Annotated in this window: 11 protein-coding genes; 9 read left to right on the top strand and 2 right to left on the bottom strand. The window is 71.8% G+C overall.

Going from position 1 to position 15,709, the window contains the following annotated elements; genetic code table 11:
- The first annotated feature begins 29 nt into the window (after positions 1 to 29).
- From D7W82_RS04650 to D7W82_RS04635, 4 genes are read left to right on the top strand one after another with little or no spacing between them, the layout of a single operon-like run.
- A complete protein-coding gene (locus D7W82_RS04650) occupies positions 30 to 629 on the top strand; it encodes a biliverdin-producing heme oxygenase (RefSeq protein WP_120617168.1) in 600 nt (199 codons plus the stop codon).
- The gene (locus D7W82_RS04645) at positions 610 to 2,868 is read left to right on the top strand and encodes an ATP-binding protein (RefSeq protein ID WP_120617167.1); all 2,259 of its coding nucleotides are present in this window, start codon (positions 610 to 612) and stop codon (positions 2,866 to 2,868) included. Before D7W82_RS04650 ends, D7W82_RS04645 begins: the two co-directional genes overlap by 20 nt.
- Positions 2,865 to 3,302: a response regulator gene (locus D7W82_RS04640; RefSeq protein WP_120617166.1), complete on the top strand. Its 438-nt coding sequence runs from the start codon at positions 2,865 to 2,867 to the stop codon at positions 3,300 to 3,302. Before D7W82_RS04645 ends, D7W82_RS04640 begins: the two co-directional genes overlap by 4 nt.
- Entirely contained in the window at positions 3,299 to 4,486 is a 1,188-nt protein-coding gene (locus D7W82_RS04635; RefSeq protein WP_120617165.1) for a hybrid sensor histidine kinase/response regulator, read from the top strand. Before D7W82_RS04640 ends, D7W82_RS04635 begins: the two co-directional genes overlap by 4 nt.
- Positions 4,487 to 4,495: 9 nt before the next feature.
- On the opposite strand, the gene D7W82_RS04630 is transcribed toward D7W82_RS04635, so the two are convergent.
- On the bottom strand, positions 4,496 to 5,065 hold the full coding sequence (locus tag D7W82_RS04630; RefSeq protein WP_120617164.1) for a DUF420 domain-containing protein: 570 nt from the start codon (positions 5,063 to 5,065) through the stop codon (positions 4,496 to 4,498).
- Between the two features lie 335 nt (positions 5,066 to 5,400).
- Between D7W82_RS04630 and D7W82_RS04625 the strand changes: the two genes are divergently transcribed.
- Genes D7W82_RS04625 through D7W82_RS04605 form a run of 5 tightly spaced genes read left to right on the top strand, consistent with a single transcriptional unit; the run spans position 5,401 to position 14,692 of the window.
- A complete protein-coding gene (locus D7W82_RS04625; RefSeq protein ID WP_233587292.1) occupies positions 5,401 to 7,224 on the top strand; it encodes a DUF1585 domain-containing protein in 1,824 nt (607 codons plus the stop codon).
- Positions 7,224 to 7,895 carry a hypothetical protein gene (locus D7W82_RS04620; protein ID WP_120617162.1) on the top strand — a complete coding sequence of 224 codons (672 nt, stop codon included), beginning with the start codon at positions 7,224 to 7,226 and terminating at the stop codon, positions 7,893 to 7,895. The genes D7W82_RS04625 and D7W82_RS04620 overlap by 1 nt, the downstream gene beginning before the upstream one ends.
- Before the next feature lie 17 nt (positions 7,896 to 7,912).
- Positions 7,913 to 9,331, top strand: a complete 1,419-nt coding sequence (locus tag D7W82_RS04615; RefSeq protein ID WP_120617161.1) for a DUF1501 domain-containing protein — start codon at positions 7,913 to 7,915, stop codon at positions 9,329 to 9,331.
- A gap of 21 nt (positions 9,332 to 9,352) precedes the next feature.
- On the top strand, positions 9,353 to 10,900 hold the full coding sequence (locus D7W82_RS04610; protein ID WP_120617160.1) for a hypothetical protein: 1,548 nt from the start codon (positions 9,353 to 9,355) through the stop codon (positions 10,898 to 10,900).
- A 36-nt stretch (positions 10,901 to 10,936) separates the two neighbouring features.
- Positions 10,937 to 14,692 carry a VCBS repeat-containing protein gene (locus D7W82_RS04605; RefSeq protein ID WP_120617159.1) on the top strand — a complete coding sequence of 1,252 codons (3,756 nt, stop codon included), beginning with the start codon at positions 10,937 to 10,939 and terminating at the stop codon, positions 14,690 to 14,692.
- Position 14,693: 1 nt separating this feature from the next.
- Here the strand turns inward: D7W82_RS04605 and D7W82_RS04600 are convergent, their stop codons facing one another.
- Positions 14,694 to 15,647 (bottom strand): DMT family transporter, encoded by a 954-nt coding sequence (locus D7W82_RS04600; RefSeq protein WP_120617158.1) that lies wholly within the window; start codon positions 15,645 to 15,647, stop codon positions 14,694 to 14,696.
- Positions 15,648 to 15,709 lie beyond the last annotated feature (62 nt).

The raw sequence follows: 15,709 nt of genomic DNA, 5'->3' as shown, positions 1-15,709 counted from the left end.
ATCCCAATCCTCCGGTCACCTTGGAACTGATGCAGCGGCTGAAGACGGAGACGCGCCCCCACCATGAGCGCACGGAGGGCGTGGTGCGTCTGATGGACGCGCACCTGACGCCCGTGGACTACCAGCGCCAGCTGGAGGACTTCTACGGTCTCTACCTGCCCCTGGAGGCGCGGCTCGCCGGGCCCCTGGCGGCGCTGGAGCCGGCGCTGGATTGGAGGGCGCGCTGGAAGACGCCGCTGTTGGAAGAGGACCTCCGCGCCATGGGGCACGACACTGCCTCGCTCGCGCGGCTGCCGCGCGCCTCCTCGCTGCCGGCGCTGCCGGGGCTGGCGGAGGCGCTGGGCTGCGCGTACGTGCTGGAGGGCTCCACGCTGGGGGGCCAGCTCATCCTGCGCCACCTGACGCGCCACTTCGGTCCGGACGCGCGCGTGGGGAACTTCGCCTTCTTCCGGGCCTACGGCGACCAGGTGGGCCCCATGTGGCGTGCGTTCGGTGAAGCCCTCACCCGGGCGTCCGAGCGGGCGGCCTCCGGGACCTTCGACGCGGCCGTCGTGCAGGGCGCCCGCGATACCTTCGACTCCTTCGCCGCCTGGTTGATGCGAGAGCACGATGTCTCCGTCCGTCTCTGATGCCGACGTCAGTGTCTGTGACCGCGAGCCCATCCACCTGCTGGGCGGCATCCAGCCCCGGGGGGTGCTCGTCGCGTTCCACCCGGACACGCAGGCCGTCGCGGTCGTGAGCGCGAACGCCCAGGCGCTGCTCGGCGCCGGGCCGGACGCGCTCCTGGGCAAGCCCCTCTCGAGCGTGCTGCCGCACGGGCTGCTCGCGCGCGTGGAGGCGGGACCCGTCACCGTGGAGGTGTCCGGACAGCGCTGCTCCGCGCTCCTGCATGACGGCGACGGCCTGCGGGTGCTGGAGCTGGAGCCGCTGGCGGACGAGGACGTGGGCGCGGAGCAGACCGCGCTGGGCGCGGTGCAGCGGCTGGTGTCGCCGCTGGCGCGCGCGGAGGGGACGGCCGCGCTGCTTCAGGAGGCCGCGGACGCGGTGCGGGAGCTCATCGGCTACGACCGGGTGATGGTCTACCGCTTCCACGCGGACTTCCACGGCGAGGTCGTGGCGGAGAGCGTGCGCGAGGGCGTGGACTCCTTCATGGGCCTGCACTACCCGGCGAGCGACATCCCCGCGCAGGCGCGCGCCCTCTACACGCGCAACCCGGTGCGCCTCATCGCGGACGTGGACGCGAAGGCCGTGGGCCTGGTGCCGCCGGTGCTGCCGGGCACCCAGCGCCCGCTGGACCTGTCCGGCGCCGCGCTCCGCAGCGTGTCGGAAGTCCACCTGGAGTACCTGCGCAACATGGGCGTGGGCGCGTCCTTCAGCGTGTCGCTGCTGAAGGACGGACAGCTCTGGGGGCTCATGGCCTGCCACCACCTTTCGCCCCGCACGGTGTCCGCCGCGCGGAGGCAGGCGTGCGAGGTGCTGGCGCGGCTGTTGTCGCTCCAGCTGTCCGCGGAGGAGCGGAGCCTGGAGTCCGCGGGCCAGGCGCGCCGCGCGTCGCTGCTCAACGCGCTCGTCCTGCCGAACCTGGGCGAGCGCAGCCCCGCGAAGGCGCTGGAGGCGCAGGCCCCGCTCCTGATGGAGCTGACGAACGCCCACGGCATGGCGCTGGTGCTGGGCGCGAGCGCGGGCCCGGAGGCGTCGCCGCTCCTTCTGGGGACCACGCCGTCCGCGGAGGAGGTGCGCGCCCTGGTGGCGTGGCTTTCGCAGCGGGAGCTTCCGGGCGAGCACTTCCACGTGGACCGGCTGGGGGACGTGTACCCGCCGCTGGCCTCACGCGCGGACGTGGCCGCGGGCCTCCTGGCGGTGCGCCTGGACCCTTCCGTGCCGCACTTCGCGCTGTGGTTCCGCCCGGAGGTGGCGCGCACCGTGGCGTGGGCGGGCAACCCCAACAAGCCCGTGCGTCCGGAGCCGGGCCATGCGCGGCTGCGCCCCCGCGCGTCCTTCGACGTGTGGCGCGAGGAGATGAAGGGGGCCTCCACCCCGTGGTCCGCGCAGGACCTGGAGGCGGCGCTCGCGCTCAAGGGCGCGCTGGTGGGCGTGGTGCTGCGGCACGCGGAGGACCTGGCCCGGCTGTCGCGGGAGCTGGCCCGCTCCAACGCGGAACTGGACGCGTTCGGCGGCACCGTGGCGCACGACCTCAAGGAGCCCCTGCGCGGCATCCTCCAGTACAGCTCCTTCCTCCAGGAGGACTTCGGCCCCACGCTGGGCGCGGACGGGCGCCAGCAACTGGACGCCCTGGCGTGGCTGGCGAAGCGCACGTACAGCCTCATCGACGACCTCTTCGAGTACAGCCGCCTGGGACGCCTGGAGCTGTCCTGGGAGGAGACGGACCAGCAGGCACTGGTGGAGGACGTGCTCAGGACGTTGAGCGCGCGGCTGGAAGAGGGGAGGGTGGAGGTCCGCCTGCCCTGCCGCCTGCCCACGGTGGCGTGTGACGCCGTCCACATCCGCCAGGTATGGGCCAACCTCATCAGCAACGCGGCCAAGTACCAGACGGCCGAGCCCCGCTGGGTGGAGGTGGGCTTCATGGGGCCCGGGGAAGCACGTCCGGCGGCGGCGCGTCAGGTGGAAGCACCCTACATTTTCTACGTGAGAGACCCTGGCATCGGCATCGCGCCCCAGTTCCATGAGGCCATCTTCGAGTTGTTCCGTCGCCTGCACCCGGCGCAGGCCTATGGTGGCGGCTCGGGGGCGGGTCTGGCCATCGCGCGGCGGCTGGTGTCGCTGCACGGCGGCGCGCTCTGGGTGAGCTCCGCGCCGGGGCAGGGCTCCACCTTCTATTTCACGCTGGGCGAGGAGCCCCGGACATGAACCCGTTGCTGCTGGTGGAGGACAGCGATCCGGACGCGGAGGCGCTGATGCGCATCGCGAAGCGGCTGCCCCTGCCCGTGCCCGTGGTGCGCGTGCGCGACGGCGAGAACGCCCTGGACTACCTCTACCGGCGTGGAGCCCACGCGGACGCGGAGCGCCCGACGCTCATCCTGCTGGACATGCACATGCCCGGCATCAGCGGGCGTGACGTGCTGGCCACGCTGAAGGCGGACCCGGACCTGCGCGCCATCCCCGTCATCATCTTCTCCTCCTCCGTGGAGGCGGGGGACGTGGAGGGCGCGTACGCGAATGGCGCCAACAGCTACCTCTTCAAGCCGGAGATTGGCCCCCAGCTGCAGGCGACCGCGGAGGCGCTCCATGCCTTCTGGTTCAAGGCCGCGCGCCTGCCCGACCCCCAGGAGCCGGAGGCATGAGCCTGCGCGTGCTGCTGGTGGACGACGGCATGGCGGACCGCCTCGCGGTCAGCCGCGCGCTGGCGAAGGACCCGGACATGCAGTGGGAGGTCGTGCCCATGTCCAACGCGGAGGACGCGCTGGCGTACCTGTCCGGCAACCCGGTGGACGCGATGCTGCTCGACTACCACCTGCCCGGCATGAACGGCGTCACCCTGCTGCAGAAGGTCGCGGCGCTGGGCCTGCCTCGCGTGCCCGCCGTGGTGGTGCTCACCGGCAGCGGCAACGAGCGCGTGGCGGTGGACGCCATGAAGGCCGGCGCCAACGACTACCTGGTGAAGGAGGCCTTCAGCCCGGAGCGCCTGCGCCGCAGCCTCAAGACCGCGGTGGACACGGTGCGGATGACGCGCGAGCTGGAGGAGCGCCGCCTGCGCGCCGAGCGCGCCGAGGCCGCCGCCCGCGAGGCCCTGGCCGTGCGCGACGAGCTCTTCTCGCTGGCCACGCACGACCTGAAGGGCCCGCTGCAGATCATGACGCTCAACGCCCAGGTGCTGCGCCGGCAGATCCCCGCCGCCGCGATGACGCCCGCGCTGGAGACGCGCCTGGGCCACATCGTGCGCGCGGCGCACCGCATGGGGGAGCTCATCGACCACTTCCTGGAGGTGACGCGCGGCCAGGAGCGCCCCCTCAAGCGCGAGCCCATGGACCTCCTGGCCCTGGTGCGCGGCAAGGTGCGCGAGCTGGAGGCCAACGCGTCACGCCACTTCGTCCTGGAGGTGCCGGAGGGGCGCGACTTCACCGGTGATTGGGACGCGCACGCCCTGGAGCGCGTGCTGGAGAACCTGATGGGCAACGCGGTGAAATACAGCGCCGCGGGCTCCACCGTCACCGTGCACCTGACGGTGGAAGAAGGGCAGACGCAGCAGTTCGTGCTGCTCGCCGTGACGGACCAGGGCATCGGCATCCCGGCGGAGGACCTGCCCTTCGTCTTCGAGCGCTTCCACCGCGGGCGCAACGTGTCCCAGGAGGTGTCCGGCAGCGGCGTGGGCCTGGCCAGCGCGCGCCGCATGGTGGAGCTGCACGGCGGCACGCTCGCCGTGCGCAGCGTGGAGGGGCAGGGCTCCACCTTCACCGTGCGCCTGCCCCGGGGCATCGTGCTCTCCGCGGGGCCCGCGCGGTCCACGTCCGAGCACACCGCGCCGTAGCGCGGCGCTTCAGGACACCGCGGGCACGCCGCCGCGCAGCATGAAGAACACCACCACGCCCGTCACCGACACGTAGAGCCAGATGGGCGCCAGCCACCGCGTCACCTTGCGGTGCCGGGCGAACTGCTGCCGCCAGGAGAAGTAGAAGGCCACCAGCGCCATGGGCAGCACCGGCATGGACAGCAGCACGTGGCTGGCCAGCAGCGTCAGGTACAGCCCGCGGAAGTCGCCCACGTAGCGCGTGTCCCCGTGCACGAAGTGGTAGGCGAGGTAGCCCACCAGGAACAGCGCGGACGCGCTGAACGCGCTCACCATCAGGTTCTGGTGCGCCTTGCGCGCGCCGCGCTTGATGGCCACCCAGCCGCCCAGGAGCAGCGCCGCCGCCGTCGCGTTGAGCCCCGCGTTCACCGCCGGCATGAAGCGCAGGTCCACGCCCGTCCCCGCGCCTCCGCGCCGGATGAGCAGCAGCCACGCCAGCAGCGCCAGCGCGCCGGCGGACACCACTCCAATCGCGATGAAGAAGGACCGGTCGTTGGCGGACGAGGACGACGGGGTGAGCCCGGAGGCGGCGTTGGACATGTCCCCCTTGTGGCTCGCGTCAGGTCCGGCTTGCAACAGGCTCTCCCAGCGGAGTCCCGCCGATGCCTACATGTCGGTTGAATGGAATCGGTTAGCCCAACTGGATCTTAAACCGGAAATTCCTTCATACTTCTGTTCACTGCGTCACCCCCGACCCCCCCTCTCGGAGGTTCCCCGTGTTCAGCGTGCGTTGCCTTGCCCCCCTGGCGAGCGCCGCCCTCCTGCTCGCCCTGCCCGCAGCCGCTGAAGAAGCGGTGTGCGCGCCTGTGGCGAAAGTTCCCTTGGAGCGGCACTTACGGCAGCTTTCTCTCGATTTGCTGGGACGTCCTCCGACCATGGAGGAGTACAAGGCGTTCCAGGCGAAGGGCTCCGTCACGGCGGAAGACGTCCGCGCGATGATGAAGGACGAGTCCTTCTACGCGCGGATGCGCAACTACCACCGCGCGCTGCTGCGCTCGAACATCAGCTCGAGCGTGCAGGGCAACGGCGACTACCGCGTGTCCGGCACGCCGCTGAGCTTCGCGGGCAACAACTCCAACACCCTGCGCGGTGGCCAGAGCCAGCGGTGTGATGGGGAGATTGCGCAGGACAGCTGCAAGGCGAACCCGCAGGACCCGCACCAGGACAACTCCACGGCCCCTGCCTGCCGCGACGCGCAGGGCATCCCGCTGCCGGTCAGCTACGACTACGACACGAACTTCTACCAGTGCCGCCAGCTGGACGTGGCCTCCACGGCGCCGGAGCTGAAGTTCGCGGACTGCAACGCGCTGAAGGCCGACGCGACGTACGGCAAGTACGTGAACTTCTGCGACAACCGCTATCTGGCCTCCGCGGGCAGGTCCGTGGGCTACCTCTGCCTGCCAGACCCGAACAAGAACACCACCAACGTGCTGGTGGCTTCGCCGGCCACGGGCGTCATCACCGCCTGGGTGAATCCGGATCAGGGCGCGAACTTGAAGCGGCTGGACCGCTGCGGGTTCGACATCAAGACGGACGTCAACGGCAGGCCCACCCGGGACGGCGTCTGGGCCATGCAGCGCGGCTGCGTGCAGCGCGAGGGCTACGTCACCACCCCGGTGCAGCCCTACTGGTCCACCACCACGGAGACCGTGAAGGTGTGCGCCGTGGAGGCGCAGGACCGCGCGATGAACCCGTACACGGGCGAGTCCTGTGAGACGGGGCGCTTCAACAGCGACCGCAGCTGTGGCTGCGGCGACAAGATGCGCCGCTGCGAGATCTCCGACGTGCACACCGCGCGCGTCGCCGCCTTCAACGAGGAGCCGCTCTACATCACGGACGCCGTGGTGCGGAACGACGAGCCCTACTTCAACATCCTCACCACCCGCCGCTCCTTCGTGAACGGCCCGCTGTCGGAGTTCTACAAGCAGCGCCAGGGCGCGGGCGTCTTCAGCATCAAGTCCCCCGCGGACGCGGCCACGCTGCCCGCCGTGACGTACGCGAACGCCACCCAGTGGAGCGAGTACGTCCGCGACAGCACCCACTCCGGCGTGCTCACCACGCCCGCGTTCCTCTACCGCTTCCCCACGCAGCGCGCCCGCGTGAACGAGTTCTACGAGGCGTTCCTCTGCAAGCACTTCGCCCCGGCCGCGGACGCGAACCTGCCGCCCCCGGACGACGCCTGCAACCGCGAGAACAACCTGGCCAAGCGCTGCGGCTGCAACTACTGCCACGCCACCATCGAGCCCACGGGCGCGCACTGGGGCCGCTACGCGGAGCGCTCCGCGCTGTTCCTGTCCCCGGAGCAGTTCCCCCGCCTGGACGTGAAGTGCCGCGACTGCGCCATCAACGGCGACACCGGCTGCGGCGGCGAGTGCAGCCAGTACGTGATGCAGGCCTTCGACGGCGACGGCGCCAACTCGCTGGGCCTCCTGAAGACCTACCTCTACCGCAGCGCGGACGAGGAGAAGAACATCGAGGGCGGCCCGCAGGCGCTGGTGAAGCGGATGATGGAGACGGGCGACCTGGAGCGCTGCACCGTCAAGCGCGTCTGGAACGAGTTCCTGGGCCGCGCCATGACGGCCGAGGAGCAGCGGATGTACCTGCAGACGCTGTCGCAGGACTTCGCCAAGAACAACCACAGCCTCAAGGGCCTCATCGAGCAGGTGGTGATGTCCGACGCGTACCGGAGGATCGACTGATGCGCCGCCTTCTGCTGACCGCGCTGCTCGCGCTCGCCACGGGCTGCACCCAGGGCTCCGTGGACGCCCCCGCCAAGCCCGTCCCGCTGGACGCCCAGCTGGACCCCGTGCCCAACCCGCACGGGAACACGGATCAAATCGACCCGCTGCCGGACCCGGAGGCCCAGGGCGGCAGCGTGGGCCGCGCGCCCCGCCGCCTCACCGTCGCGCAGCTCAAGGAGTCCATCCGCATCGCCGTGGGCATGGAGTGGGATGAGCTGGAGTCCCGCGCCCAGTCGCTGGGCCGCGCCGACTACGCGCTCATCACCTCCGAGAACACGGAGCCCAACCTCGTCTTCGCCCGCTTCCTGGACGACGGCGCGCGCAAGGTCTGCATCGCCCAGGCGCAGAAGGACATCGCGCAGGCGGACGTGGGCTTGCGCACCCTGGGACGCACGCTGCCTTCGCCCATGAGCGACCTGACGAAGCTCACGGACGCGCAGGTGGACGAGACGCTCGTGTACCTCTCCACCCGGTTCTGGGGCGCGCCCCTCGCCGGTGAGGAGCTCACGCGCTACGCGACGTTCTTCCGCAAGGCCGCCGCCCGGGCCGAAACCCTCAAGAAGCGCGACCAGGCGCTGGCGGTGGTGTGCATCGCCATGCTGACGGACTCGCGCTTCATCACCTACTGACCTTGACGGTGCCTGCGATGAAGAAGACACGCCAAGACGACCTCAGCAGCCCCGAGCGCCGCACCTTCCTCAAGGCCGGAGCCGGCTTCATGGGCTCCCTCCTGCTGGGAGGCATCCCCTTCAAGGCCGTGGCCCAGGCCACGAACATGGCCCCGCCGGACCGCTGCTTCGTGTTCGTGTATTTCAGCGGAGGGTGGGATCAGCTGCTCGCGTTCGACCCGCGCGACCCGGCGGAGTTCACCGCCGACCGCGTCAGCGAGACGCGCATCATGCCGGGCTACAGCCTGCTCACCGACGGGGCCTTCGCGCAGACTCCCGTCGTCCCCAAGACGCGGGCGGGGGCGGCCCCGTCGAACATCGCGTTCGGGCCGGCCATCGGCGACCCGCGCGTGGCCAACCTGTCGGACCACTACGACCTGATGACGGTGGTGCGCGGCATCAACATGAGCACGCTCACCCACGAGGTGGGCTACCGCTACTTCCTCACCGGGAAGATGCCCATTGGCAGCGCGGCGCGCGGCTCCTCCACCGCCACGGAGATCGTGGGCCAGATGAAGCCCACGGTGCCCATCCCGTCCATCGCCCAGGGCGTGGAGTCCTACAACGACCGCTACGGTGGCTACGCCAACGCGCTGCGCGTCAGCGGCCTGGCGGACCTGGTGCTCACGCTGGATCCGCCGGTGGCGTCGCGCCAGCTGGACAGCGAAATCGAGAAGAGCCTCATCGACCTCAACGGCCAGCCCATCACCTGCGAGGAGCAGGCGCTCACCGCGCGGGGCGTGGGCACGGCCTATGAGAGCAGCCGCGGTCAGATGCAGACCGTGATGGAGAACAAGCTGTCGGACTCGTTCCGCTTCCAGCTGGCGGCCAACCAGTCCGTGCGCGACTTCTACGGGCTCAACGGGCAGTCCTACCCGTACAACAGCGCCGCGGGCCGCGCCGCCATGGTGGCCACCGCCCTGAAGAAGGGCATCAGCCAGTGCGTGTCCATCAACCTGGCGGGCGGCCTGGACACCCACTTCGGCACGCAGCAGACGCACGCGACCAACCAGCGCGCGGGCTTCAACGCGCTGAACCTGCTGGTGACGGACCTGCGCGCCACCGAGCACCCGGGCGGCGGCAACTTCATGGACCACACCACCATCCTGGTGTTCAGCGAGTTCGCTCGCACGCCCACCATCAACGCCACGGGCGGCCGTGACCACCACCTGTCCAACAGCTGCCTGCTGATGGGCGCGGGCATCAAGCACAACCAGGTGGTGGGCCGCAGCGGTGACATCGGCATGTCGCCGGGCCTGGTGGACCTGCGCACGGGCGCCAATGATCCGAACGGCTCCAACATCTTCCCCGAGCACATCATCGCGACGGTGCTGGCCTCGGCGAAGCTGGACTACAGCATCACGCGGGTGGACCCGCTGCGGTTCATCCTTGCCTGAACCTTGATGAGCACTCCCCTCATGCGTCCCCGTCCGCGCCACGGTTCCCCCGCCGTGGCGCGCTTCCTCCCCACCTCGCTCCTGCTGATGTCCGCGGTGCTGTCCTCCGCGTGCGGCGAGGACGCACCGCCGGGCAGCGACCCGGCGAAGCCCGCGGCCTTCACGGCCACCCAGGTCACCACGGCGCAGTCCCTGGCCGCGATGCCCGGCTTCGCGGACCAGTCCGGCGGCGGCATCTTCGCCACCGCGAAGGGCGAGGCCGTGCGCTTGCGGCTGGACGGCACCCGGGGCGCGCTCACCGCCCACCCGCGGAACACGGCGGCGTTGGGCTCCGTGCGCGCCACCTTCCGCCTGGGGCCGCACAGCGCCCTGGTGGAGACCGACCGTGGCCTGTTCCTCGCGGACCAGGGCTGGCTCATCGAACCGCTGTGGCAGGAGGTGCTGGGCACCGGCATCGTCGCCACCGCGCAGACCGCGGACGGCGCCGCGTGGATTGCCCACCCCAAGGGCCTGTTCCAGATTCAAGGCGGCGTGCTCGCGTCGCTGAAGCTGTCCGGGCAGGCGCTCACCGGCATCACCACCATGACGGCCGCGCCCGCGGAGGACGGCCTCGCGGGGCTGTGGTTCGCGCGCGAGGGCAAGCTGAACGTGGTGGTGGCGTCCGCGCCGGGCGTCTACCAGGTGCGAGGCACGGACGCGCCGCTCGCGGGCGGTGAGACGGTGCGCGCGCTCGCGGGGCTGGGCGCGGGCACGGGCGCGGCGGGGGAGGTCTGGGTGCTCACCAGCACCCGCCTGCTGCGCCGGAACACGGACGGCTGGAGCACGGTGTCGCTGCCGGCCCTGCCCGAGCAGCTCTTGAGCGCGGGGCGCTACCTCTGGGCCCGCGCCGGGGACCGGCTCTTCACCTACGACGCGGACGCGAAGGTCTGGGGCTCCGCGGAGGGGCTGCCGTCCGGCGCGGTGGTGCTGCTGGCCGCGGACGAGAGCGGCTGCGCGTGGGTGCGCGTGGGCGAGCAGGCCCTGGCCATCAGCCAGACGCCGGCGCCGCGCGTGACGGGCATGCACCAGGGCATGCTGGTGGTGGAGGACGGGCTGGTGGTCCAGGCCCGCCTGCCGCCGGGCACTCCGCCGAAGAGCGTCCACTTCCAGCTGGAGGGCCAGGAGGTCCAGGCCACCGGGCCCGCGTTCAGCATGGGCGGCCTGGAGGCGGACGGCGAGACGCTCAAGGCGTTCTCCTTCTCCACCCTGGCGCCGGGCGGCCACACGCTGAGCGTCGTGTCCCGCTTCGACGACGGTTCAGAGGCGCGACGGCAGCTGCCCTTCGTCTACCAGCCGCTCACCACGGTCCCCAGCTGGGCGCGCGACATCCGCCCCGTGCACGAGGCCCGCTGCGCCAAGTGCCACACCACCAGCCCGGGCCGGCCGCTGAACACCTACGAGTTGTGGAAGTCCAACGCCCAGCTCATCAACGCGGCGGTGCGCGACCTGCGCATGCCCGCGGACGGGCCGTTGGATCCGCAGGGCATCGCCCTCATCCAGCGTTGGGTGTCTTCCGGCGCGCTGCCCTGACGTTCCTGATTCAAGACTGCTTCCGAGGCACCCCCCATGAAACGTCTCCTCCGCGCGACCCCCCTCGCCGCGCTGCTGACCCTGGCCTGTGACGGTGAGCCCAAGCCCGCCGAGCAGCTTCCCTACGTGGGCCCCTGTGAGGGCCTGGCCCCGCTGACGCTGTCGGCGGAGCCCACGACGGTGCGCTCCGGCAGCGTGGCCACGCTGACGGCCGGCGGCGGCAGCGGCTACTACACCTTCCGCGCGGAGGCGGGCGGCTCCTCCGGCGACATGCGCGGCAACCGCTTCGTCGCGGGCGCCACGCCGGGCGAGGACACGCTGACGGTGGTGGATGAGCAGTGCGGCGGCGCCACCAGCGTGCGGGTGAAGGTGATTGCCGGCTTCGGCGTCGCGCCCGCGCGCGCGGTGCTGCGGCCGGGCACGTCCTTTCAAATCCGCATCGAAGGGCTGGTGGGCACGGCGGCCTTCACGCTCGCCACCAACGGCTCCGGCGCCACGCTCACCGACGCGGGCGTCTACACGGCGGGGCAGGTGGAGGCGCAGGACGTCCTCACGGTGCGCGACACGAAGTCCGGCGACACGGTGGCGCTCCAGTACACCGTGAGCAAGGCCGCGAAGCTGGTGGGCGACCCGCTGTACCTGGGCGTGCCGTCCGGCAGCTCCGCGCCGCTGGGCACGGCGGGCGGCTCGGATACCGTGACGTGGACGAAGAAGTCCGGCCCCGGCTCCGTGGTGAACGGCCGCGTCGTGGTGGAGGCGGGCGCGGCCGGCACCATCGTGCTGGAGGCGAAGGACACCTTCACCGGCGACGTGGCCCCGGTGTCGGTGCGCGTGCTGGATGAGCTGACGCGGCCCCTGCTGGCGCACGGCAAGCTGTCGGACGTGGCCACGCTGGTGACCGCGGACTTCGACGGCGACGGCATCCAGGACCTGGCCGTGGGCCAGCGCGAGAGCGAGCTGGCGCGCCCCACGGGCGGCGCGGTGTTCATCTACAGGGGCAGCGCGTCCGGCCTGCCCTCGAAGCCCACCTGGGTGCTGACGGGTGAGACGGAAGGCGCGCTCTTCGGCGACATGATGGCCGCGGGGGACCTGGACGGCGACGGCATCGCGGACCTGGCGGTGTCCTCGCCGGCCGCGGACGTCACCATCGGTGACTCGGGCGCGGTGTACCTCTACACGTTCAAGTCGGGGCAGGCGCCCGCGCTGCTGCGGCCCGCGCTCACCGGCCTGGGCCGCGGCGGGTTCGGCACGGGCCTGGCCATCGCGGACGCGGACGGCGACGGGGACATGGACCTGTTCGTGGGCTCGCCCGGCGCGGACCTGTCCACCCTCTCCGGCATCAGCCGGCGCGGCGTCATCGACATCTTCATCCTCACCCGGGGACAGGCCGTTCCGGACCTGCCGGTGGTGCGCCTGGGCGGCCAGGACCTGAAGTCGACGGGCGAGTTCATGCTGAAGAGCACCACGGAGCTGGGCCGGGCGCTCGTGGTGGCGGACCTCAACGACGACGGCCGCCCGGACCTGGCGGCGCTGCACCGGCTGACCCGCTACAACGCGGACGGCTCCACCAACGGGCAGCAGATGGCCGTGGCGGTGTACTTCGCGCGGGACACGGCGCCGCGCTACCGCTCCGCGGCGGACCTGTACGTGCTGGTGTCCAACACCGCAGTGGAGGCGATGGCCAGCGAGGGCACCTTCCGCCTGGGCGCCATCCCCGGCGAGGGCAACCGGCCCCCGTTCCTCCTGGTGATGGCGGACAAGGCGGACGCGCCGGACCTGCGCACGTCGGGCGGCGTGGCGGCGGCGCAGGACGCGGGCGGCGCGTACCTGTTCGACCTGCGGGGCGCGACGCTGGCGGCGGACCCGGCGGTGGTGAACCCGCCGACGGTGCCGCTGGCGAACGCGTACGCGCGCTTCTATGGCGACGCGCGAAGCATGACCGCGACCCGGAGCTGGGCGGTGATGGATGTGGACGGCACGGCAGGCCCGGAGCTGCTCCTGGGCGCGCCCTACGCGTCGGTGACGGCGGGCACGACCACGCTGGGCAATGCGGGCAAGGTGCTGGTGTATCCGCTCACCGGCCTGTCGAAGGACACCGTGATGAACAAGCCGCTCGCGGCGCTGGGCGGCGCGGCGAAGGCGGAGGTGCTGGGTGCGGGCCTCGCGGCGTGGAACCTGCCGTCCGGCCCGGTGCTGGCGGGCTTCTCCGGCCGCGCGTCCTCCACCGCGGGGGCGTTCGTCGGCCGCGTGGATGTCTTCTCCAAGGCCGGCGCGTCCTTCGCGGAGTGGTCGCGCAGCGGCATGGAGGTCACGGCGAAGGCCAGCGTGGAGCGCTTCGGTGAGGCCGTGGCGGTCGCGCGCCTCAACGACAAGGTGATGGCCCTGGTGGGCTCGCCGGGCTTCTCCGGCCCGGGCCCCAACAACGACGGCGCGGACATGAACGTGGGCCGCGCGTACACCTTCGACACCGCGGAGCCGGGGAAGGCCATCGTGTCGGGGGAGGGCGCCAGCTCTCCGTGGCACGGCGGCCGCAACGTGGGCGTGGACGTGGCGTTCACGGACTTCAACGGCGACGGCCGGCCGGACCTGGTGGCCGGCGCCACGGGGCTCGTCATCCCGGCCACGAGCTCCGCCGCGACGGAGCGCGACCCCTACGTGGCGAACGCCTGCATGACGACGGCCACCCAGTCGCTGGGCGGGCTGCTGGTGTCGCTGGGCCAGACGGACGGCACCTTCAAGCCGGCCTACCGCGTGTTCGCGCCGTCCGTGGTCACCGACTGCCACGACGCGGCGAACACCCGCTGCAAGCGCACCGCCATCGGGCGGGGTGTGGTGGGCGGCTTCGACTTCAACGGCGACGGCAAGCAGGACCTGGCCGTGCTGCGCGACCGCGGCATCGACGTGTTCCTGGGCCGCGCGCCCGAGGACGCGTCGCTCGCGAAGATGACGCTGGCCTGCAACCCGGTCTGGTCCTGGCCGACCGACCCCATGCCCGCCACGCCTCCAGCGGATCAGGGCGGTTGGGCCAATACGACGATGCCGGCGACCTCCGCCCTCGCCACGGTGGGCGACCTCAACGGGGACGGCTGTGACGAGGTGGCGTGGCGCTACTCGGACAACGCGCACTCGGGCATCGTGATTGCCTACGGCTACGACGCGAGCGGCTCGAAGTGTGGTACCCGCACGGTGGCGTCCATGGTGCGCATCGCGGGGGATCCGGAGAAGAAGATCGCGCTGATGAACCTGGGCGTGGCCACCACGCGCGCGGGGAGGTTCCTGGGGGACTCTCGCGACTTCATCGCGGTGACGGCCAACAACTACCTGTTCGAGGGCGTGAACCAGCCCACGGTGCTGCTCTTCGACGTGGCCGCCATCAACGCGAAGCGCCCGGCCTCCGGCGAGGCCGTGGTGGGCGCCATCAACGACGGGCTGACGCCCATCCCCGTGACGTACCGCGCCCGCGCGGTGAGCTTCGGCACGTCGCTGTCGGGCGGCAGGGACCTGAACGGCGACGACGTGCCGGACCTGTGGGTGGGCGCGCCCAACGCGTCGGTGGCCTCGGACGGCGACGGCGCGGCGTTCCTCTTCGCCGGTGGCGCGAAGTCCACCGGCGCGCTGTCGCCCTTCCTGCTGGTGGTGGGCGATGGCGCGGAGCGCTCCTATCTGGGCCAGTCCATCGCCGTCGTCCCTGGCTCCGGAGGCTCGCCGCCCACGGCCGTCATCGGCGCGCCGAGGAGCTACCGCACCGGCACGCAGAACGGCACGGCGTACTCGCTGCCCCTGCCGTTCTGATTCACCCCGCGGGCGGGGCTTCCGGAGGCGCCTTCGCCTCCGGGGCCTCGTCGCGGTTGGCGAGCGCCGCCGCCGTGAGGATGAGCGCGCCGCCCGCGAGCAGCGACGGCGTGAGCGGCTCGTCCAGGAGCGCCACGCCCAGCGTCACCGCCACCAGCGTGTCCAGCAGCGCCATGGCGCCCAGCGCCGCCAGCGAGATGCGCGGCAGCAGCCAGTACAGGCACTGGTAGGTGAGCACCGTCCCGCCCAGCGCCAGGTACAGGAGCGCGCCAATCGCCTTCGGTGTCCAGTGCGCCGGCTGGTTCCACTCGAACAGCGCGGACGCGGAGAGCAGCAGCGCCGCGCTGCTCAAGGTCTGCACCAGCGTCAGCAGGTGCGGCGGCACGTGCGTCATGTGCCGGCGCACCAGCACGTTGGCCACCGCCACCACCGACGCCGCGAACAGCGTCATCGCGCAGCCCAGCAGCACCTGTCCGGAGAAGCTGAGCGACACCAGCTCCTGGTGCTGGAGCGCCACCACGCCCGTCAGGCCCAGCCCCGCCGCGAAGAGCTTGCGCCCGGTGAGCGGCTGGTCCGGGAACACCACGCGGCCCACCAACAGCAGCCACACGGGGAAGGTGGAGAAGAGGAGCGCGGACCAGCTGGAGGGAATCCATTGCTGCGCCACGAAGAGCAGCCCGAAGGGCACCGCCAACTGGAGCACGCCCAGCCCTGCGATGCGCCACCCGGTGCCGCCCCCCAGCGCCGTCCCGCGCGAGCGCGCGAAGGGCAACAGCGCCACCCCGGCCAAGAGCATGCGCGCGCCCACGAAGCGCAGGGGCGGCAGGTCCTCCAGCCCCACCTTCACGGCGGCCCACGTGGAGCCCCAGAGGAGGAAGCAGGTGGCGTAGGCGAGGGACACCTTCCACCGCGGCGCGGGCTGCGCGGCCGGGGTCACGACGGTCACGGACGACATGGCGGCGCCGCACTAGCACGCGCCGCCCCTCCGGGAAACACCCGCTCAGGGCGCGGCGCGTC

Source organism: Corallococcus sp. CA049B, from assembly GCF_003611685.1.
Classification (GTDB): Bacteria; Myxococcota; Myxococcia; order Myxococcales; family Myxococcaceae; genus Corallococcus; species Corallococcus coralloides.
Note: the sequence above shows the minus strand (reverse complement) of the source record. Positions and strands in the feature narration are given on the sequence as shown.